9 protein-coding genes are annotated in these 23,062 nt (G+C 42.6%); all 9 read left to right on the plus strand.

Annotated features, from left to right (window positions below; translation table 11 throughout):
• The first annotated feature begins 117 nt into the window (after positions 1-117).
• The 9 genes from HFD85_RS05985 (at position 118) to HFD85_RS06025 (ending at position 23,040) form a co-directional block, all read left to right on the plus strand.
• Positions 118-2,949: a helix-turn-helix and ligand-binding sensor domain-containing protein gene (locus HFD85_RS05985; RefSeq protein ID WP_167606157.1), complete on the plus strand. Its 2,832-nt coding sequence runs from the start codon at positions 118-120 to the stop codon at positions 2,947-2,949.
• A gap of 577 nt (positions 2,950-3,526) precedes the next feature.
• A complete protein-coding gene (locus HFD85_RS05990; protein WP_167606160.1) occupies positions 3,527-4,909 on the plus strand; it encodes a glycoside hydrolase family 27 protein in 1,383 nt (460 codons plus the stop codon).
• Between the two features lie 156 nt (positions 4,910-5,065).
• On the plus strand, positions 5,066-9,091 hold the full coding sequence (locus HFD85_RS05995) for a hybrid sensor histidine kinase/response regulator transcription factor (RefSeq protein ID WP_167606163.1): 4,026 nt from the start codon (positions 5,066-5,068) through the stop codon (positions 9,089-9,091).
• 513 nt (positions 9,092-9,604) lie between these two features.
• Positions 9,605-12,667: a SusC/RagA family TonB-linked outer membrane protein gene (locus HFD85_RS06000; protein ID WP_167606166.1), complete on the plus strand. Its 3,063-nt coding sequence runs from the start codon at positions 9,605-9,607 to the stop codon at positions 12,665-12,667.
• An 11-nt stretch (positions 12,668-12,678) separates the two neighbouring features.
• Positions 12,679-14,382 (plus strand): RagB/SusD family nutrient uptake outer membrane protein, encoded by a 1,704-nt coding sequence (locus HFD85_RS06005; protein ID WP_167606169.1) that lies wholly within the window; start codon positions 12,679-12,681, stop codon positions 14,380-14,382.
• 38 nt (positions 14,383-14,420) lie between these two features.
• A complete protein-coding gene (locus tag HFD85_RS06010; RefSeq protein ID WP_167606171.1) occupies positions 14,421-16,808 on the plus strand; it encodes a DUF4859 domain-containing protein in 2,388 nt (795 codons plus the stop codon).
• Between the two features lie 48 nt (positions 16,809-16,856).
• Positions 16,857-18,920 carry a DUF4859 domain-containing protein gene (locus HFD85_RS06015; protein WP_167606173.1) on the plus strand — a complete coding sequence of 688 codons (2,064 nt, stop codon included), beginning with the start codon at positions 16,857-16,859 and terminating at the stop codon, positions 18,918-18,920.
• Positions 18,921-18,925: 5 nt separating this feature from the next.
• Positions 18,926-20,248, plus strand: coding sequence for a CotH kinase family protein (locus HFD85_RS06020; RefSeq protein ID WP_167606175.1), 1,323 nt, complete (start codon positions 18,926-18,928; stop codon positions 20,246-20,248).
• An 89-nt stretch (positions 20,249-20,337) separates the two neighbouring features.
• Positions 20,338-23,040 (plus strand): DUF5695 domain-containing protein, encoded by a 2,703-nt coding sequence (locus HFD85_RS06025; RefSeq protein WP_167606177.1) that lies wholly within the window; start codon positions 20,338-20,340, stop codon positions 23,038-23,040.
• Positions 23,041-23,062 lie beyond the last annotated feature (22 nt).

Raw genomic sequence — 23,062 nt, forward strand, 5'->3', positions numbered from 1 at the left:
TATTGTATAATATATTTTACAAGACATGTGTTAGGTTTTACTAATTTGAGGGGTAATTTGATAAAATGAAGATAAATTGTACTATCTTAATTCATGTGAAACAGAAAATACAACTTAATGGTCTGCAAAAGAATTGTGTTTATTGCTATTTTGTTATCCTGTTTTATTGCGCTTGTCGAAGCCAGCGATCAGGTATCCGGTATTATTCAGTTCGATCAAACAACCTACAAGGGTGCACGTCAGAACTGGAGTGTTAGCGTATCGGAAACTGGAACCGTTTATTTTGCCAACCACACCGGCCTGCTGGTTTTTGATGGGACAACCTGGACACTGAACAATCTTCCTAATCGCACCATTTTAAGGTCGGTGAAAGCACGAAACGATTCAGTGATATACACCGGCGGTTATATGGAACTCGGCTATTGGAAACCAAATGAAAGAGGCGAACTGATTTATTACTCGCTTGATTCGAAAGCCAGGTCCTTTCTGGATTCCATGCCCAATATGGAGTTTTGGAATATTGCCGTAAAAGATGATTATGTTTATTTTCAGTCATTTCAAAAGATTCTGGCCTATCATAATGATAGTATTATACCAATAGATCTGGATGGAAGTATTTCTGTTATGAATCAAGTAAATAATAAAGTCTTGGTTTCGGTAAGAAATAATGGTATTTGGGAAATTGATGGCGAAGATGTTAAGCCAGTTACAACAAGTGAAAAATTAATAGGAACGACAGCAAAGTTTATTCTTCCTTTCGAGGATTCGAACATCTTAATAGGGACTGTAGAACAAGGTATCTTAATGTGGGATGGAAAAGAAATTTCAACATGGAATGAGTCGTGGAACCAGTATTTTATTGATAATGAGCTTAACCGAGGCTATTATACTGATGAAAAGAAAGTTTTAATTGGTACCCTTGCTGACGGACTGATAGTTTTTAATAAGGATGGAGACGCACTAAACAAAATTAATACCGAAAATGGACTTTCAAACAATACGGTTTTAGGTATTGTGTGCGACAGGTGGCATAATATCTGGTTAGCACTTGATATTGGCATCGGATTTATATCAGGCAACCAACAAAGAAGTTTTACAATACAGCGGCTTCCAGGAACGGGTGCAATATATGCCAGTGCTATTTTCGATAATAAACTCTATCTGGGAACAAATCAAGGGCTTTTTGTTAAAAGCAATGATTTTAAAGACAACCATGTATCGATCATCCCTGAGACACAGGATCAAATCTGGGATTTGAAAGTATTTGGCGAAGAATTACTGGTAGGACATAACCAAGGCACATTTGTAGTAAAAAACGACAAATTCAATCAAATATCGGATGAGGCCGGAGCATTCAATTTTGTTCAGGATCCGTTTTATCCCAATCTCATCATTCAATCCACTTATAACAACCTTGTGGTGTACGAGAAAACAGAAAACGGGATCATGCGAAGAAACTCGATAAACGGATTTGCCAACCTAATCCGCTACATCGAATTTGACCATTTAGGGAACATCTGGGCAAGCCACATGCATCGTGGAATTTTCAAGATACAGGTCGATGATAGACGCGAAAACGTTCTTAGTAGTGAGTATTTTGGTCAAAATGCTTTCGGAAAGGACAATACCATTCATGTTTTTAAGGTAGAAAACCGGATCGTCTTTACGACAGGTGAAAAGCTTTATACATTCGACGACCTGCAAGATTCAATAGTACCGCATACAATGCTAAATGGTACAGTTGGCAAATACGCATCTTCACATCGTATTGTCCCGGCCCCTAATCATCATTACTGGTTTCTTGGAAAAGAATACATAGGGCTGTTTTCAATTTTACAAGACAACATTAAACTTATTAAAGAATATCCTACTTCCATTTTTAATAATCCCTTACCTGTTGAAGGATTCGAAAACTTGCTACCAACCAATGAATATTCTGCCATTCTATGTCTTCAGAATGGTCTTGCCTTGCTGGATGCGTCCGTAACAAATAATACTGTCGATCTTATTGAACAATTTAGACCTGTTGCTCGCAAAATAGAATTAAACAATCCTAAAAACAAAAGCATATCGCTACCTTTAGAAGCAAATGAAGCCGTGATAAATTACAATTATAACACAGTATCATTAAGGTTTTCATTTCCATTTCTAAGCGGAATCCCCGTTTCCTACAAGTATTTATTGGAAGGACTTGGGGACGAATGGTCGGAGACCGGTCCAAATTCTGAATTCCGTTTTGAGCGACTGCCTCCCGGAGAGTATGTTTTTAAAGTCAAGGCAGTTAATCTATGGGGAAAAGAAAGTCAAATCTACCGCTTTTCTTTTAAAGTACTTCCTCCCTTGTATGCATCGAAATGGGCAATACTATTTTATGTTGTTATACTGATTGCTGTTCTATTGATATTCAGAAGATTGGGAATACGGAAAACCCTCAGGAAGGAACAAATGCAACACGAAAAACGTGAACAGGAACTGGTACGTTTACGAAACGAAAAACTAAGAAGCGAAGTACGTTTCAAGAGTAAAGAACTAGCTAATTCTACAATGGCCATCATTCGGAAGAACGAGTTCCTGATCGATCTCAAAATGATCATTAGAAAACATAAGAATGAACTCGGTTCGCGTTATCCGGATAAGTATTATAATTATTTGAACAGTAAAATCGATGACAATATCTCAAGCCGTGATGATCGTAAAATTTTCGAAAACAACTTTGAACGGGCTTACGAGCAGTTCTTTCAGAAAATGAAGACCGAGTATCCGGAACTGACGTCAAGCGACCTTCAGTTGTGTGCTTACCTGAGAATGAACCTGTCATCAAAAGAAATTGCACCGTTACTTGGTATTTCTGTTCGCGGTGTGGAAAATCACCGCTATCGCTTGCGCAAAAAACTGAATCTGGAACACGATGAAAGTTTGATTGACAACATTCTGAGAGTATCATTATAAGGTTGAACAACGCCACATATAAGAACAATACTGTTTCATGATTGACTTATAAGATCCTGCTTTCCTGAGAATCCTTAAAAATCATAGTCTTGCACCAGAGATTAAACAACAAAACTAATCTGAGTTATTTATTTCCGATTTTGATGATCTGTTGTTATTATGATATATAACCCGGAGGTAAGTGGCTTGAATAGTCTTGTAAGTGCCTTTCAGGCAGTAGGATAGGGGCCGGTTGTATTTGGTGTGTTCTTGTTTGCTTAATAACTCCCTGGTTATCTGATTTTTGTGAGTTTATACCAACTCGAATCGGGTACATAACCGCAAATTTCCGTTATACAACCATATCACAAAAATTAGTCTTGCAATTTTGCCTTAAACTTTAATTCAACATTTAATAACAGAATGCAGCGTGCACCGTTTCAATAAAATCAGGACTTGTAATACAATAAATTAAAAGTTGCCAGTCTTTGTAAGTGTTCCCATTTCAGTTGATTATGTGTTTTTTACAGTTTGATTTTTAGTTAAGTGTATCTTGTACGCTTAAGAATGTTTTGTATATTGCGTGAAAACTCAACCGATGAAATACATACAATATAAATGGTCATTACTTCTGCTGTTCTTTTTAGCTTCTTGTTCCGGATCAAAAACTACTGAGTCTTTCGCACCGGGAGAATTTAAAACCTGGGCTCCAACTCCGCCAATGGGCTGGAACAGCTGGGATTGCTACGGGCCGACCGTTGAAGAACACGAGGTGAAAGCCAATGCCGATTATATGGCCGCCAAGCTGAAAGAATTTGGTTGGGAATACATTGTGGTTGATATTCGCTGGTTTGTTGAAAACGATAAAGCCGGTGGTTACAACCAGACCGACCCGCGCTATGTTATTGACGAATATGGCCGCTATCAGCCCGCAATAAATCGTTTCCCTTCGGCTGCTGACGGAAAAGGTTTTCAAGAATTGGCCGATTATATCCACAGCAAAGGTTTGAAGTTTGGTATTCACATTATGCGGGGAATTCCTAAAATTGCGGTAGAGCAGAAATTACCCATTCTGGGAACTGACGGAGTTACTGCCGACCAGATATATTCCACAGAACTACAGTGCCCGTGGCTGCGCGATAATTATACAATCGTGGCAGATAAACCCGGAGCCCAGGAATATTACAATTCAATATTTGATATGTATGCTTCCTGGGGAGTTGATTTTGTGAAAGTGGATGATTTGTCACGGCCTTACCACAAAGCAGAAATCGAGCTGATCAGAAATGCGATCGATCAGTGTGGGCGGCCGATAGTTTTGAGTACTTCGCCGGGAGCAACACCAATTGAAGCAGCTGAACACGTTCGCGAGCATGCCAACATGTGGCGAATGGTGGATGATGTTTGGGACACCTGGAATCATTTTACGCATTTAATTAAAGTGGCAGAACAGTGGTATCCATACATTCAACCTGGCACCTGGCCCGATTGCGATATGATTCCACTCGGACGTATCTCAATTCGTGGCGAAAGAGGAGAGGACCGCATGACCCGGCTCACAAAAGACGAGCAATACTCGCTCATGACTTTGTTTACTATTTTTAAATCGCCACTGATGTTTGGAGGTGATCTACCAAGTAACGATGCTTTCACATTGTCGCTGTTAACCAACAAAGAAGTTTTGCGGATGCACCGCGAGAGCACCAATGTACGTCAGTTGTTTCAGGAAGACGGAAAAGTTGCCATTACTTCTGAAAATCCCAATACCGGAGAAATTTACCTGGCATTATTTAATATCTCGGATGAAGTTGAACCCTTAGAAATTATAGCGGCTGTTGGTGATCCCGATGTAAATAGTAAATATACTGTAACAAATATGTGGACGGGTGAAAGTTTAGGAACCTTCACAACAAGTTTTAGCCAGATTTTAGCGGCGCACGCGTGTGGCTTGTACAAGCTTGAAAAAGAAGAATCGAATTGACATGTTATTGCAGATTCGGACTTCCTGTCTTTCTACAAAGTTTTGCATTGGGGATAATCAGTTGTTCAGCGACTTCAAAGTTTAAACAAATAAATATATTTGTTTCGGGTGTCAGTTAATGAGGTAGTCGCTTTTTAAATCAAACGGATCAAGGTGATGAGGAGCAGTATAAAGTGGATCTTCCCATTTCTTTTACTTCTGAACAACTTCGCGGGATTTTCCAATTCAGGGAGATTAACTTTTATACATTATACGAACGAAGACGGTTTGCCATCGTCGTACATAAAAAGTATTTGTCAGGACCAGTATGGATTTATCTGGGCGGCCACCCGAAGCTCGGTTTGTCGGTTCGACGGACGTAATTTTAAAACCTTCCAGGCGGTTGATAAAAACGGAAATGCCTTCGACATCTGGAGTAAACAAATTTTCCTGCTGCACGATTCCGTGCTGATTGCACAAACTACCACGAACGATTATTATTCCTTTAATTTCGAACTCGAACGTTTCGAGTTGAATCAGATGTTGGCGCAGTTGGATACTGTATTAAACGTTGTTCCTTCACAAAACGGATTATGGATCTTTGGCAATTCAGAAGTGAAATTTCTCGATTCCCGGAAGAATAGCTTAAAGCCATTCAGCGATGAACTCCCGTTTGCAAGGTTGTCTCAAAACGCCTCGGTTATTAATGTAAGGGAAAAGAACGATATGCTGGTGGCATTTACTTCGCAACGTAATTTATATGTATTCGACCTAAAGCAGAAACAACAGCGCGAAATTCATGTGCCCGACGGTTTACAAAGCACTGCACTCGAACACTTTTACCTCGATAACAGCAATAATTTGTGGATGGGAACCACCGGAAACGGTTTGTTTCGAATTAACCTGTTGAACGGAAATGTACAACGATTCACAGCCCAGCAAACAGGTAAGTTCAGGCTTTTACATAACCTGGTACATACCATTGCCGAGGATCAAATGAACAGGGTTTGGATAGGTACAGAAGACGGTTTATGTGTTTGGTCGCCATATACCGAATCGTTCGAATATTACCAGTACGACATCAATAATCCCGAAGGATTGAATACCAATCCAATTTATAATGTATTTTCCGACCGGCAGGGGAATATGTGGCTGGGAACCTATTTCGGAGGTATAAATCTATGGAGTAATTCCAGTAACTTCTTTAGAGTTTGGCAGACCGGGACCAGTGAAAATCATATTAGCGGAAGTGCCGTAAGCTGTATCACAGAAAACCGGAACGGAAATATCTGGATTGGGATGGAGGACATGGGCATCAACCGGATTGACGGGGAAAGCGGGCAAATTACAAAGGTGATTAACGAAAGCAACGGTTTGTCGTTTAATAACGTACACGATTTGTTGTTTGAAACGCCCGATAAATTATGGATTGCAACCTATACCGGTGGCATAAACATTTATAACCTCAAAACAAATTCGTTTGAATACATCAATACCGAAAATCATCCGGATTTGCCTACAAACGATATTTACAACCTGCTGCAGGTTGGCGACTCCATATTTATAGCCAGTACGGGTGGAGTTGTGATTTACAATCTGAAAAGTAATCGCATCACACGAATTAACGAACCTGAACTGGCATCCATGCCTGTTATGTATATGTTCGAGGGTGCCAATAAAATCTGGTTTTCATCGTATTTAGGAACCTTCTTTTACGATAAGAAACAAAACAAATTCGGGCTGTTTAACAAGTTTCTTCACCTGAAGAATATCAATTTCGTTAAAACAGACTCTAAAAACCGGGTTTGGGCTGGCGATTGTTTACAAGGTTTATGGGCTTACGATTATGCCACTGATTCGCTTTTCCATTACAACGAACAGAATGGTTTCCCGTTCTCATGGATATTTAGTCTCGAAGAAGGAAATGACGGCAGCCTTTGGGCAAGTGGTGATAAAGGATTGGTGCATTTCAATCCGGAAACCGGGGAACAGGTTTGGTATAACCGCGAGTCGGGGCTTTCGTTTGAGCAGTTCAACTACCGGGCGTCGTATAAGGATCATGCCGGGAATATTTATTTCGGAGGAAATAACGGTCTTGTTTCATTTAACGAAAACAACCATTATGACGAAAACAAGGCACTCGACGTTGTATTCACAGGTATGCAGCTGTTTAATCAGCCGCTTATTCCCGGAACTAATTCGGCGCTCAGAAAATCGCTTAATGTTGATCCCGAGGTTAATTTTAAATACAAGGAAAATGTTTTCACGATAGAATATTCCGGGCTGTATTTTCAAAATCGAGGGAATTGCCAGTACGCCTATTACCTCAAAAATTTCGAAGAGAGCTGGAACTATGTCGGGAACCGCGATTTTGCCACCTATACGAACCTTAGTCCGGGAGAGTACTACTTTCATGTAAAAGCTTCGATCGATAATACGCAGTGGGGCGATGAATTTAAAACTGTTAAGATCGTTATCGAACCGCCTTTCTGGCTTTCAAACTGGGGATTTCTGATTTATACCCTTGTTTTTATCCTGTTGCTGTTTACCTTTTTTATGGTAACAACACGTATTCAAAAGTCGAAAGCTATGGCCGAAATGGAACGCCGTGAAAAAGAATACATCAGCCAGATCAATAACTTCAAACTCGAATTTTTTACCAATATTTCGCACGAATTACGCACACCGTTGACTTTAATTCTGGGACCTATTACACGAATTATCCAGGAAGAAAAGCTGACACCGGCTTTGAGCAAGAAAATGAAAGGCATTAAAAACAATACCCAGCGTTTGTTAAGCCTGATTAACCAGTTACTCGAATTCCGCAAAATTGAAAGCGGGAAGGAAAAACTGCAGGTAAGCCACCAGAACCTGATTGCCTTCCTCGAAAATGTTGAAGAATCGTTTGCAGAATCGGCTGGAATGAAGGGTGTACAACTGCATTTCGAGAAAAACAATATGGATGAATCAATCTGGCTCGACTGCCGAAAATACGAGTATATTTTCGTGAATTTACTCTCAAATGCGCTAAAATTCACTCCCAAAGGAGGTTCGGTGAAAGTAAGGGCTGAACTTATAAATGATGTTGCAAACAATAAAAAAATATTCCAAACAAGTATTTCGGATACGGGGATAGGAATTGAATCATACAAACTCAACAGGATATTCGATCGCTTTTACAGTGCCGATACTTCAGAGACAAGTGTTAACACAGGATCGGGCATTGGTCTGGCTTTTGTAAAAAGCCTGGTTAAACTGCACAAAGGAACAATAACAGCAGAAAGTAAAATCGGAAAAGGTTCGGTTTTCACGGTTCGTATTCCGGTTGAGCGTGCTGACTACAAGGATAAAGAGATTGTATTGGGCGAAGGGCAATACCTGCCGCATCTCGATGCAATGGAGAATGTTCGTTTATACCCGGCAGTGAATCACGAGCAGGAGAGCCTGAGTAAGCAACCGCTTATTCTGGTGATAGATGACAACCGTGAATTACTCGATTTCATTTCGGAAACACTTTCGGAAGAGTTTAAAGTGCTTACTGCCATTGATGGAAACGAGGCCCTCGAAATATTGGAGAAAAATGTGCCAGATCTCATCATCAGCGATGTTATGATGCCGGGGATCGACGGATTTGAACTGGCCCGGAAATTAAAAACCGATATAAATACTTCACATATTCCAATTGTCCTGCTTACTGCAAAAAGTGGTCAGGAAAATGAATACGAGGGATTGCAAACCGGTGCCGACTACTACATTGAGAAACCATTCTTGCCGCATATGTTGCAGCAACAGGTACAGAATGTGCTTCACACCCGAAAGAACCTGATCAAGCGCTTTAAAACCGATACAAATATTCTTCCCACGGACATGGCGTCTTCGGAATCAGATAAAATTCTGATTGAAAAGATAACACATCTCATCCTGGAAAATATCGATTACAACGAGTTGGATGTTTCCTTCCTGGTTCAGGAGGCGGGAATAAGCAGGTCGTTGTTACATACCAAGTTAAAAAAACTCACCGGTTGTTCGGCCACCGAATTTATCCGTTCCATTCGTTTAAAAGAAGCGGTGAAACTGATTGCCGACGGTAAGTGTAACATTTCGGAGGCGGCCTTCCAAACCGGCTTCTCCAGCCCGGCTTATTTTAGCCGTAGATTCAAAGAATATTTTGGAGTTTCCCCTAAAGATTATTTCAATCAATAATCTCGTGCAATTCACTTTTAACACCACTAAATAACTTTTCAAATTAGTGCCTCCCTTTTGCCGCATTTCTGACGAGTAAGAAATGGGTTTATTCTGACATATTTCTTAAGATATTGATACCCAGCAAGCACTTTGACATTCGTATAAGTTTTTTGGACATCCGTTATCGTCGGTTTCATCAAATTAGAATTACTTGCTCAGGACAATATCAGCTGCGAAACTGATTGCGCTTATGAAATGGGTTCCGATTGTTCGGGACGAATTGTATGGGATGCTATTGAAAATAAACAATGTTGATCATATGATCATGAAAAAATTAACCTGACAAAATTTAATGCATATGAAAAAAACGTAACAGAAACTAACACTTCCAAATCTCCACAAAAGTTTTATAGAGGGTAACTCAACTACCCTGGTTTATAACCTGAGATTTAAAATTGAAATTCTTCAGCTGTCAAAAAAAAAGCCTATTAAAACTGACAGTAACAATTACTAAATTAAAAACGATGTGAAATGAAATCTATTCAATCAAGAAAAACACGAATGTTCTGCTATGTCTTGTTTCTCCTGATCGTTCCGTTCACAGTTTTCGGTCAAAACAAGCGTATTACCGGAACTGTTTACGACGAACAGGGAGTTTCTTTGCCTGGCGTTACGGTTATGGTTGTGGGTACAACAACAGGTACAACCACCGACATTGATGGTAAATATTCGATCAGTGTAAATTCCGGGGGCGCTTTACAGTTCTCATACATTGGCTTTACCACCCAGGAAGTAGAGGTGGGTAGCCAAACAGCAATCGATGTAACAATGAAAGTTGCAACCATTGGTATTGATGAGGTTGTTGCCATTGGTTATGGTACTCAGCGTAAAGGCGATGTTACCAGTGCGATTTCTAGTGTAAAAGCCGAAGATTTTAGTGTTGGTAAAATCAACGATGCAGCCGACCTGGTGAAAGGTAAAATAGCCGGTTTAAGCATTACCAAATCTTCGGGCGACCCGAATGCCACTTCAAGCATCATGCTGCGCGGTATCACTACCATCATGGGTAGTGTTCAGCCACTGGTACTGGTTGACGGTATCGAAGGTTCGTTAACTACTGTTGCTCCCGAAAACATTGAATCTATCGATGTACTGAAAGACGCATCGGCAGCTGCTATTTATGGTACTCGTGGTGCAAACGGCGTAATTCTTATCACCACTAAATCCGGACAGCGCGGTTCGTATTCAAATGCTACTTATTCAAGTTATGCTTCTTTGTCGGAATGGTATAAAACTGCCGAATTCATGGACACACATGATGTGATTTACGGCCTTACCAATTTTGATTACGAAGGTTACGATACCGACTGGTTGGCGGCTGTAACACGCGAAGCCGGTTACACGCAAAACCATTCTTTAAGCTTCGAAGGAGGTACCCAAAAATCTTCTTATTCGGCCAACGTAACTTATGCCGACGAAGAAGGAATTATGCGTAAAAGTGACCGAAACAACCTGAAAGCTCAGCTCGATTTTAGTCAGTACGCAATGAACGATATTATAAAGTTGAACCTGAATGTGTTGTATTCAACAAACAGCAATACCAATAATAGCAACAGCTATGTTTATCGTCAGGCTTTAATTCACAATCCTTCGTCGCCTGTATATCACGAAGACGGAGCTTACTACGAAGAATTTAACCGTTTTCAGTATTATAATCCACGCGAAATTCAGGACGAACATATTGGAGACAGCCGTTCGAAATATGCCCGTGTAATCGGTAATGTTACCATTGAACCGGTTAAAGGATGGCAAACCAATGTGATGTTATCGCGGAAAGAGATCAGCACGACTTCGCAAAACTACTACACCAGTAAATATTATTCGCAAAGTACGGTTGATCCTGAAGATCAGTATCGCACAATTCCAAAGGTTAGAGGTAGCGCTTCAAAAGGATCGAGCAATACTAAAAGCGATAACCTGGAGTTGACTTCGAAATATGACCTTAAAATTGAAAAAAGCAGGATGACTGCCTTAGTAGGTTACAGCTACCTGTATAATGTATATGATACTTACAGTGCCGGAAACTCGGAGTTTCCTTCAGAATCGTACTTATACAACAACCTGGCGCAAGGCTTGTACCTTACCGATGAGGACCATACTGCATATATGAGTTCGTATAAAAACGATAATAAGCTGATCGGTTTCTTTGGCCGCGCTACTTACGGTTACGATAACCGTTTCAATGCCATGGTGAGTGTACGTCGCGAAGGATCGTCGAAATTTGGTAAAAACTACCAGTGGGGTACTTTTCCCTCGGTTTCGCTGGGATGGACCATCAGCAATGAAGAATTTATGAATAGCACCACCTGGATCGACAATTTAAAATTGCGCGCAGGTTATGGTGTAACCGGTGTTAGTCCGAATGATCCTTATATGTCGTTAACAACTTTCGATTACGATGCATATGGAAAACACCTGAGTATGGACGGAAAATGGGCACCATCGTTAAAAGTGGCCCAAAACCCGAATCCCGACCTGAAATGGGAAACAACCGCTGAGGTGAACGTAGGTCTTGACTGGACCGTATTAAATTCACGATTGAGCGGTGCCATCGATGTTTACTCGAAAAAGACATCTGACCTTTTGTACTGGTACTCCGTTCCGGTTCCGCCAAACATGTATGGAACCACCATCGCAAACGTTGGTAAAATGGAAAACAAAGGTATCGAGCTCATGATTTCAGGAACGCCTGTTCAAAAAGGTGATTTTGAATGGAAATCAACTTTAACCTTGTCGCATAACGCAAACAAACTGATCAGCTTGTCAAACGATCTGTACGAAACCGACAACTTTATGGAAGTTGGTGGAGTTAGCGACCCGATCTCTGTTCCTACTCATGCTATGGAAGTTGGTCACCGTCTGGGTGATTTCTGGGGATTGAAATCGAGAGGTGTAAGCAAAGACGGCTTTGTATGGGTTGAAGTGTACGACGATGCAACAGAAACATGGTCGTATAAAGAATTCGACACCAGCTACAACCTCGAACCTAACCGTCAGCGTTTAGGAAGCGGACTTCCACAGGTGTATGCCGGATGGAACAACACTTTCCGTTATAAAAACTTTGATCTTAGCCTGATGTTTACCGGCCAGTTTGGCTATAAAATATTAAATGTTCAGCGTAGTTTCTACGAGAACAACTCAATTGCCTACAACCGCCTGAAAACTGCCGGCGATCTGCTTCCGGCTATCGATGCAACGGGTGCTCCGGTGATGGACGAAACTACCGGAGAGCAAGTGATGGTGCGTTTATCAGGTTCGATGCCACAGGGAGTTTGGAGCGATCATATTGAAAATGGCGATTTTGTGAAATTAACAAACGCTACATTAGGGTATACCGTGCCAATTGGAGGTAATCTTGAGAAATACATTAAAAATATGCGCTTCTATGTAAGCGGACAGAACCTCTTCTGTATAACCGGCTACTCGGGTCTGGATCCTGAAGTATCAAATTACTTCCTGGCACCGGGTATCGACGACCGTGATAAGTATCCAACTGTTCGTTCTTACACATTTGGACTTTCTGTTAACTTTTAAAATTTGAGGATATGAAATTCATTAAAAACTCTATACTAAGTCTTGCAGTAACAACCCTGTTGTTATTCGCAGCATGTACCGATTTGGAGGAAACAGTTTACTCCGGCCTCACCGATGAAACCATCGATGTAAACGACCCTGAAATCCTGGGCTACATGATGGGTGAGGTTTATGCACAATTCCGTTTTCTGTATTGGGGATGGAACGGTTATTTCGATGTGAACGAAGAGTGTACCGATACTTACATGACACCAAAACGTCTTGGAATTGGTTGGGGCGACTTGTATATCCCAATGCACAAGCACCAATGGAACTCAACCCAGGGGCATATCGATCCATTATGGTATTACGCTTATGTAGGAATCGGTTATGCCAATAAATGTCTGGATGTATTGCCGGAAACCGGGCCGGAACAGGCACAGATGCGATTTATGCGAGCGCTTAATTACTATGTACTGGTCGATGCTTTCCGTAATGTTCCTCTGGAAACTACTCAGGAACTGGAAGCCGGTTACCTGCCGGAGCAAAAGTCGGCACAGGAAGTTTTTGATTTCTGTGTAACTGAAATGAATGCCATTAAAGATGAACTCGGAACCGATAAGGTGTTTGGTTATCCGAACCGTTTTGCTGCCGACATGATACTGGCAAAATTATACCTGAATTACAATGCTTATTTCAGAACCAGCGACGACAGCTATTACGAGAAAGCACTGGCCGAGGTTGATGATATTCTTACAAACGGTGGATACGCTTTGGCTCCGAATTACCTTGATAATTTCAGAGTTAGCATTTCTTCTTCACCTGAAGTAATTTTTGCCCTTCCACTGGATAAAACCAATGCCAGACATAATTATTTGGTAAATAAATGTCTGGTGGGTGCAGGCGCTGCTGCATATGGTTACAACGGATCGCCATGGAACGGAAGTTGTGCTGTGCCTCAGTTTATCGAAAGTTACCAGGAAGGCGACCAGCGTTTAACTGATACATGGACAGGTGGTGTTCAACGTTTTGCAACTGAAGATGCCAATGGAAATGTGATTCCTCAATCGGGCGACCCAATTCCTTTCAGCACCGACGACTGGGCCGGCGAAGGTTACCTGAATTATTCATTGCGTGTTCACTCTATCGATAATCCGGGTGCATATCAGCAGGAAGGTTATCGTTTTGTGAAAAGCGAAATTGAAGCTGGAGACGTGGGTACTTACGGAAACGATGTGGCTTTCTTCCGCCTGGCTGATGCCATGTTTATCAAAGCTGAATGTTTATTGCGTTTGGGACAGGATGAGCAAACTGCTGCCGATCTTATCAGCGAAGTTCGTGCCCGTTCTTTCGAATCGGCACAGGCCGCTATTCGTACCGTTGCCGACCTGAAAGGTGGTAGTGTTTACGATTACGGACACCGCGAATACACCAGCGAAGGATTTGCCAATTTCGACCCGGCTTCATACATCGTTACCAACGAAGGTGGCGACGACATCATCCTGGGGGGATTGCTCGACGACCTGGCCTGGGAATTTGTTGGCGAACACCATCGCCGTCAGGATCTGATTCGTTTTAAAATGGAAGACGGAAGAAACGTGTTCAACGGAAAATCGTGGTTCTGTAAAGACGCCACAACCGAAACACACTGGGATGTATATCCAATTCCGCAAGCTGCTATGGATGCCAATATTTCGCTTGTTCAGAACGAGGGGTATCAAACTAATTCAAACTAGCAGAAGTAGTTTATGCTGAAAATTAAAAATTACGACAAATGAAAAAGATAAATATTTTAATAATTCTGTCGCTTATCATTACGGCTGGAATATTCAGTTGCAAGGACAACGAAGATTTTAGCGGTCTGCATGATCTGACCGATGACGAGATTGCCGAAATTGCCCGTCAGGACTCAATTGCCCAGGCGCAAAAAGAAAGGATCAATGCCGATCTGGTTCTTGAATACTCAATGGATATTACCATTAGCGGTTCCTTATACGAAGGTGGGAACCTGGAAATTGAGTTGGATAAAATCGCCGAGAAATTTGGAATAACAGAGGCCGAATTGCTGGCAGGAATTGCCGGAGAAAGCGGTGCGCCTGAAGTAAAAGGTTTTGCAATTGCCGGAACTACACACGCCGATATAGCCGGTGCTTCAAACACCAACGCACCGTGGGGGCACTGGTGGGACCGCCGTGGCGATTTAACTGCCTGGGGCGACTCAGCCATGGTTTTTGCCGAGTTCTATCCTGAAAACGGTTACTTCTCAGTTGGACAGTATCCGGGGCATTTAACTGCAGGTCAGAAGGTGACTTTCATCGAGGCATTGAAATACAACGAAATTCGCATAGCTGTAAAAATTACGGTGAATGCGGTTGCTCCTGGTCAGATTACAGCTGATGTGGTAAGTACACAAGACCTTACAATTGAAGTTACTGCAAAAAGTGTTTACGATCCTGATCCACTTACTTTCGATTTGGCTGCAGTATTAAACGATCTTGGAATTGATTCATTGACTGAAGCAACATTTATTGGAGTTAACGAAGATGGTTCATATGCCACCGAGGCGGTTACCGGTTACGGTTTCTGGTACGATTTTAACGGATATGTAGGAGCATGGGGCGATAATGCCAGTGTTTATACCAATTATGGCGAATTCGAGGATAACCAAATCAGTATTGGTCAGTATCCTGATCACCTGGCTGCCGATGAAACTTATACGATTAAGTACGGTTTCATGGCTAATAATAAAATCGTAATGCTCAACATCACCATTAAAGTTCTTGGCTATGTTGATCCAGAAACTGCACCTGAAGGAAATCCTGAAGCAATGACAATCGATATCGAACTGAGCAAACCTTACAGTAACGATTATGCATCAGTTACCGCCGATATTAAGGAAACATTCCGTCAGGCCTTTAAAATGACCACATACCAGATACATAAAGCTATTGGCGACGGTACCTTCAAATTGTATCAGGGTGCCGTAACCGAAGAGGATCCTTCTTACACGGCTGATGTTCCCGGTTATTGGTTGAAAGAAGATGGAACTGCCGGTGGTTGGGGCGAATCGGTTGTATGGACAAGTGTTGGCCACAGCGAAACCGATTTGTACCTCTATGGAGGTAACCACCCGGATAATGCTACTGCAGGTATGACCGTTACAACCACTTATATTGCTACTTGTAACGGAGGATCAGTAACCATCAATCTTACTTTTATTGTTGAAGGCGACAATTATATTGATCCGGAAACAGCGCCTGAAGGTGATCCAGAGAATCTGACCATTGATGTTACTTTAAGCAAGCCTTATAGCGACGATTATGCTTCTGTTACTGCTGATGTGAAAGAAACATTGCGTCAGGCGTTCAAAATGACAACTTATCAGATTCATAAAGCCATCCAGGACGGTACGCTGAAATTATATCAGGGATCGGCAAGCGAAGTTGATCCGTCTTACACTGCCGATGTTCCCGGTTACTGGTTAAATGCTGATGGTACTGCTGTTGGTTGGGCCGAAGGTGTTGTTTGGACAAGCCTTGGTCACTCCGAATCTGAATTGTACCTCTATGGTGGTAACCATCCGGAGAATGCAACAGCAGGTACAACCGTTACAACTACCTATGTTGCTGTTTGTAATGGCGGTTCGGCAACGATTAATCTCACCTTTGTTATTGAAGGTGAAACAACACCGGAACCTAAAGATCTGACCTTGACTTATAACGTCTCATTTGCAGCAGATTCTGTTAACTATTCGGGCACAACAGTTAGTTTAAGTGCCAACGGTGACATAGATAAAGTAGCAGAAGCGCTGTTAATGGAGTCTTCGGCAATTGAAGCAGCCTTGCTTGCTGCCAAAGAAACGCCACAGGAAGGCAAAATTGCTTTTGCAGCGGTTGAACCCGGTGGAAGCTTAAATTACAATACCACTGCAAACGGACTTGGTTTCTGGTTCGATAGCACAGGTGCTGTTATTGGCTGGGGTAGTGATAACGACAGCAAATTGTTCTCTGAATTTACCTCAGCAGATTTCACCTTTAGTATTGGTCAGTTCCCGGGTAAGAGCAGTGCTGGTGATACCTATACCGTTAAGGAAGCATTTGTTTACACAAAAGACGGTGTAGAATATCAGGTTACATTTGTATTTAATGTTACCATCAATTAAAGTATTGTTAGTTATTACTTTTACAGTATAATAGATTAAACTTGATTAATGAATAGTTTTAAATCACAGTTGAGAGTGCATAAGTCGGAGAAATCCGGCTTATGCCACTTTTTATTTCCGGTTATATTTTTATTGATTTCTTCATTTGTTTTTGCAGCCTGCGGCGGAAGCGATACGCCAACACCGGAACCTGATCCTGATCCGGACCCGGTAGTTGAAGACACAACCAAAACGCCTTCGGTTACGATTTTAACAGAGGATGATGTGGTGGACTTCGACAAGTTCTACAAACCGAAAGAATTCAAAAATATGGATTTCCTGAGGGGAGACAGCAAATGGTCGTTTGTGCGCAGCAAACAATCCGAGCACTTTGTGGTGTTCTGGGAACCCGGTTTTGGATTAAATCCAAATGCCGACAGTGTGCCGGAAGCACTTCGTGTGGATGTTGACGATCTGCTGGTAAAAGCCGAAGAGTTTTTCCAGGTGAATGTGAATACCCTGAATTTTGCCGAACTGGGTGCAGGTAAATCAAATCTCGACAAATACAAGATGGAAATTTACCTCTTGTACCAAACTGAATGGCTGGCTACCGGAAGTGGTTACGACGATATGATTGGTGCGCTTTGGGTTAATCCAAGCACCTGTAAACCGGTTGGTTCAACCATCGCCCACGAAATTGGCCACAGTTTTCAGTTCCAGGTATATGCCGACCTCTTGGCTTACGGAGGAATTGAGAACGATTTTACCCGCGGATTCCGCTACGGATTTGGGGGTAATGGCGGTAACGGTTTTTGGGAGCAAACAGCACAATGGCAATCTTTTCAATCTTATCCGGCGCAAGCTTTTACATCGTACGATTTTTCGGTGTACATGGATAATTACCACCGTCATTTTGGTCACGAGTGGCAACGTTATGCCAGTTACTGGCTGCATTACTACTGGACAGATAAGCACGGAATCGATTTTATAGGAAAACTGTGGCGTGAAGCTATCAGACCCGAAGATCCGATTGAAGCCTACATGCGGATTAACGGTTTGTCGGTTGACGAAATGAATGCCGAACTTTACGATGCGGCAGCTCACATGGCAAGTTGGGATATAGATGCTATTCGCTCGCTTGGAAGTAATTATATCGGTCAGTTCAAGTACAAATTCTATCAGCTTGAAGACGGAACTTATCAGGTAGCTTACAGAAGTTGTCCGGGAACAACCGGATACAATGTAATTCCGTTAAATGTTCCCGAAGCAGGAACGGTGATCACAACTTCTTTTAAAGCTTTGCAACCCGGATCAGCACTGGCTTCAGCCGATCCCGGAGAATATTCAGAGGATGGAACAACACTTACAACACGCAACTACAACAGCGGAACGTTAACACGTGCCGGCTGGCGCTATGGTTATGTGGCACTGTTAAGCAGCGGCGAACGGGTTTATGGTGAAATGAACCGGAAAACTTCGGCTGATATCGAATTTACAGTTCCCGAAGGATGCGAACGTTTGTGGCTGGTTGTATTGGGTGCACCATCGAGTTATCAGGCACATGCCTGGGATGAGCGGGAAAGTAACGACGACCAGTGGCCGTACACGGTAAAATTTACCAATACCGATTTGTTGGGTTCTGTTGTTATCGATCCGAATGGTACTCCTGAAGATCTTACGCTGACCTATGATATTTCATTCCCTGCCGATGCTTCGGCATATTCGGGAACAACAGTTAGTCTGAATGGCAACGGCGATATTACCAAAGTGGCAGAAGCACTTGTATTACAGCCATCAGCAATTGCCGCTGCTTTACTCGCTGCAAAACAAACACCACAGGAAGGTAAAATTGCCTTTGCAGCCGTTGAGCCCGATGGTAGCCTGAATTACAATACAACGGCCAACGGACTGGGTTTCTGGTTCGATAGCACCGGAGCCGTTATTGGCTGGGGCAGCGATAACGACAGTAAAGTTTTCTCTGAATTCACTGCCGATAATTTCAACTTTAGCATCGGACAATATCCGGGGAAAAGTAGTGCAGGCGATAAATACACCATTAAAGAAGCTTTTGTGTATACCAAAAACGCCGCTCAATACAGGGTAACTTTTGTATTTAATATTACCATCAACTAAAGAAATTGAAGCGCCTTTTTTTCCATAGCGGCTATAAATTCAAACCGAATGTACTGGCACTGATGGTGTGCTTGTCGGTGTTGATGTTCACGCGTTGTTCAGAGGATGAAGTTATCGATCCTGACGAAGATGGGAAAGAAGAGGTGGCGCAGGAAACGTACTTGGTGGCCCGGTTGGCAATAATAACCGAAAATGCAACGGCAATTTCAACCCGGGAAACCTATGTGAATTGCGGAATAACAATCGAATCAGATAAGGCGGAATGGAATTATTCGGGCACCGGAAAAATCAGGGGGAGAGGAAACTCAACCTGGCTCTGGTACCCGAAGAAACCATACCGGATTAAACTGGAAGAGAAAGCTGGAATACTGGGTCTTGATCCGAATAAAGACTGGGTGCTACTGGCCGATTACCGCGACCCAACGCATTTGATGAACACCTTTGTTTTTACAGTGGGTCAGGGATTGGGACTGCCTTTTACCAACCACATTCGTTATGCAGAAGTAACGCTGAATAACGAATACATCGGTTTATATACGATTACCGAACAAATTGAGGAAGGTAAAAACCGTGTAGCCATCGATTCAACACATGGGATTTTGTTGTCGCTGGATAGAGATGATGGTCCTGAGTTGGCACCTCAGGAAAGCGATAACTTCTGGTCGTCGATTTATCAGTTACCGGTTTGCATTAAGCATCCAAATAATGTCTCTTCGGCACGAATGGCACAAATAAAAAGCGATTTTGCTAAACTTGAGAATGCACTAAAATCAGCAGATTATGAGCGTGTTGCCCAGGAATTAGATATTTCGTCTTTTATCGATTACATGCTCATTCAGGAACTTGTTTACAACGTTGAAGTTGATGCTCCGCGAAGCATTTATCTGCATAAGGATATTTATGGTTTATGGGTGATGGGACCGCTTTGGGACTTCGATGCAGGATTCGATTTCGACTGGGGAACCATGTACACCGGACATAATTACTTTGCAAGCCACCGCGAACTGGTACTGGGAACCGATCCCGTTCATCACGCGGGTGGTTATCATGTGCCTTCGTTTTTTACCGATTTATTCCGGAGCAAACGGTTTTTAAGCGAGTACAGGGCGCGTTGGTCCGAAATAAAGGACAAATTAATGAGCGACTACTGGACCACCACATTGGTTTATGCCGATGGTTTTGCAGCTGCCATGCAGCGCGACGCCGATCGCTGGCCGATTGGAAAGTATAACCGGACGCAAATCAGCCAAATGGAAAACTGGCTAACGAACAGAATAACGTACCTGACGAGTGTTATTGACAATTATCCGGCGGGAACGATTGAGTGATAAATAGAATACATAAATAAGAAAAACAAAGTAGCGGATCCTGAGTTTGGGGCGAGTTATCTTTAAAACGAACTGACAATTTTATTAAGATGAAGCATATTTTTTTCTTTCTGATAGGATTGGGCCTTGCATTGAATGCGGGAGCAATACTATCGAAACAAGCTGCAGATTTAGATTCCATTGATGTTGATATGGGCTCGCTGAAGTTTTCTACCTCGGTTTTTAACCTGGAGATATTAAAATCGTCGCACACTGTAGCCGGTCTGCATCCGGTTTCGGAACCCGGTTTTGACTTTACACCAGGCGAATGGCTTCCATACCGCAAAAAAGCAGGCTATTATCACCTGGGTGACATTAATTTCAGAATACGAACAAACGGTAGCGGAGATTGGGAAAGCTACTCTTCAGCTGCTTCCAGAAAGAATGTCAGCGAAATAACTGCAGACAATGCCAATATTCTTGCTGCTTCCGATTTATCTGAGCTTTTCCCCGAGGATGCCCCGGTTAAAGTTACGCGTTACTGGGAAAAAGATGGAGAGAACCTTGTTCTTCGCTTCGATATTAAAAACGTTTCGAACAAGGATATTGAAATAGGAGCACTTGGAATTCCGGTAATTTTCAATAATAATCATTCGCGTAAATCACTTGATGAAGCGCATGCCGAAAATGTTTTTTATGATCCATATATCGGAATGGATGCCGGCTATTTACAGGTGATCCGATTAAAAGGAACCGGCCAGGTTTTGCTGGTACTGCCTTATAACGATTCGCCTTTCGAGGCTTACAACCCTTTACTCGACGATCCGACTCGTCGCGGAATTACCTTCGAAGGTTTTCATGAATGGATGATCCACAGCAAAGCTTATGCTGAAAACGAGTGGAAAGAAGCTGAGCAATGGAATACGCCAACTTCTGAAATTCTGAAGCCCGGCAAAACCAGAACCGTTGGATTGAAATTCGTTCTCTCGGATTCCATTCACAACATTGAAAATACACTGATCGAAAACGACCGTCCGGTTGCGGTTGGAGTTCCCGGTTACGTACTTCCACAGGATGTGAATGGCGAACTTTTTTTGAAGTACGATCAGAAAATCAAAAAGATGGAAGTGGAACCGGAAGGGGCGCTTGAACTGACCAAACAAAATGCCACCGAAAACAATTGGCAAAAATATACAGTTCAGGGGAAACTTTGGGGGCGTGCCCGCCTGACCATCACGTATAAAAACGGACTGCAACAAACGATAAACTACAAGGTTATTAAGCCCGAAAAGCAGGTTGTTGCCGATAACGGACATTTCCTGACTACGGAGCAGTGGTTTGATGAACCTAACGATCTTTTCGATCGCTCGCCATCGGTAATTACCTACGATTACGAAGAAAAGAAACCGGTAACACAGGACAGCCGTGCCTGGATTTGTGGACTGGGCGATGAAGGAGGTTCAGGATCATGGTTAAATGCCATTATGAAACAGTTAGTTGAACCTGATCCGGCTGAAATTGCCAAACTCGAAGACTTTGTGCAGCAAACCATGTGGGGCGGCATTCAGTACAACGAAGGACCGTTGAAATACGGCGTGCGGAAAAGTATGTTCTACTACGAACCCGACTCGATGCCTGCCGGAACTTACAGCAAGGATATCAATTATAAAACCTGGGCGGCCTGGAATAAGGAGCATGCCATGTCGGTTGAACGCTCGTACAATTATCCGCATGTGGCAGCGGCACACTGGGTGATGTACCGTCTGGCTCGTAACTACGAAGGACTGGCAAAACAGCAATCGTGGGACTGGTACCTGTTGAATGCCTACCAAACGTCGATGGCGATGATGGAACTGGCACCGTATTATGCGCAGTTTGGCCAAATGGAAGGAAGTGTTTTTGTACATATTCTGGATGATTTGAAAGCAGAAGGTATGTGGGAATATGCCCGCAAACTTGAAGAAAAAATGAAAGGCCGCACCGAACACTGGGCCTCTTTGAATTATCCTTTTGGAAGTGAAATGCCATGGGATTCAACCGGTCAGGAAGAAGTATATATGTGGTCGGAATATTTTGGCCACCAGGATAAAGCAGAAACTACCCTGCGTGCAATTTTGGCTTATATGCCAACAATTCCTCACTGGGCTTACAACGGAAATGCGCGCCGTTACTGGGATTTTCTTTACGGAGGAAAACTTTCAAGGGTGGAGCGCCAGATCCATCATTATGGTTCGGGGCTAAACGCGATTCCTGTATTGGAAGAATATCGTAATATGCCTGACGATCTGTACCTGCTGCGTGTTGGTTATGGTGGCCTGATGGGAACGCTTTCGAACATTACCGAAGACGGTTTTGCACCGGCAGCTTTCCATTCGTTCCCTTCTACTTTGAAAAACGACGGAATCTCAGGTGATTACGGTCCCGGATTTTATGGATATGCAGTTAACTCGTCAAGCTATCTTACCAAACACGATGAGTTTGGCTGGCTGGCTTTTGGTGGAAACCTAAGTGAGGATGACGATGTGGTAAAAGTAGAATTAACTACTGCTGCCAAATCACGTTTTTACCTGGCTCCGCTCAAACTTTGGTTGACGCTCGACGCCGGTAAATTCAAATCGGTGGCTTACAATACCAGTTCGGGAGAAGTTTCAATAGAGTTAGATGCAGCAAACGATTTTACTCCTAAAGCATATTTGAGGTTAAAGTCGTACGAGAAGGACACCAAAATTGCGCTTAGTAAATATCCGATGAACAAACGTGGCCAGTATGAAATCCCTCTTGAAAATGAAACAGTAAAATTTGGTTTGAATTAGAGTAAGTTCAACATTGGCTGAA

The sequence above is a fragment of the Maribellus sediminis genome (genome assembly GCF_011799805.1).
GTDB classification, from domain to species: domain Bacteria; phylum Bacteroidota; class Bacteroidia; order Bacteroidales; family Prolixibacteraceae; genus Draconibacterium; species Draconibacterium sediminis_A.

What these genes read in the sequence shown, in the direction of transcription:
- HFD85_RS05995 (WP_167606163.1), top strand. Translation starts at nt 5,066, where the DNA reads ATGAGGAGCAGTATAAAGTGGATCTTCCCATTTCTTTTACTTCTGAAC.
- HFD85_RS06010 (WP_167606171.1), top strand. Translation starts at nt 14,421, where the DNA reads ATGAAAAAGATAAATATTTTAATAATTCTGTCGCTTATCATTACGGCT.
- HFD85_RS06005 (WP_167606169.1), top strand. Translation starts at nt 12,679, where the DNA reads ATGAAATTCATTAAAAACTCTATACTAAGTCTTGCAGTAACAACCCTG.
- HFD85_RS06025 (WP_167606177.1), top strand. Translation starts at nt 20,338, where the DNA reads ATGAAGCATATTTTTTTCTTTCTGATAGGATTGGGCCTTGCATTGAAT.
- HFD85_RS05985 (WP_167606157.1), top strand. Translation starts at nt 118, where the DNA reads ATGGTCTGCAAAAGAATTGTGTTTATTGCTATTTTGTTATCCTGTTTT.
- HFD85_RS06015 (WP_167606173.1), top strand. Translation starts at nt 16,857, where the DNA reads ATGAATAGTTTTAAATCACAGTTGAGAGTGCATAAGTCGGAGAAATCC.
- HFD85_RS05990 (WP_167606160.1), top strand. Translation starts at nt 3,527, where the DNA reads ATGAAATACATACAATATAAATGGTCATTACTTCTGCTGTTCTTTTTA.
- HFD85_RS06000 (WP_167606166.1), top strand. Translation starts at nt 9,605, where the DNA reads ATGAAATCTATTCAATCAAGAAAAACACGAATGTTCTGCTATGTCTTG.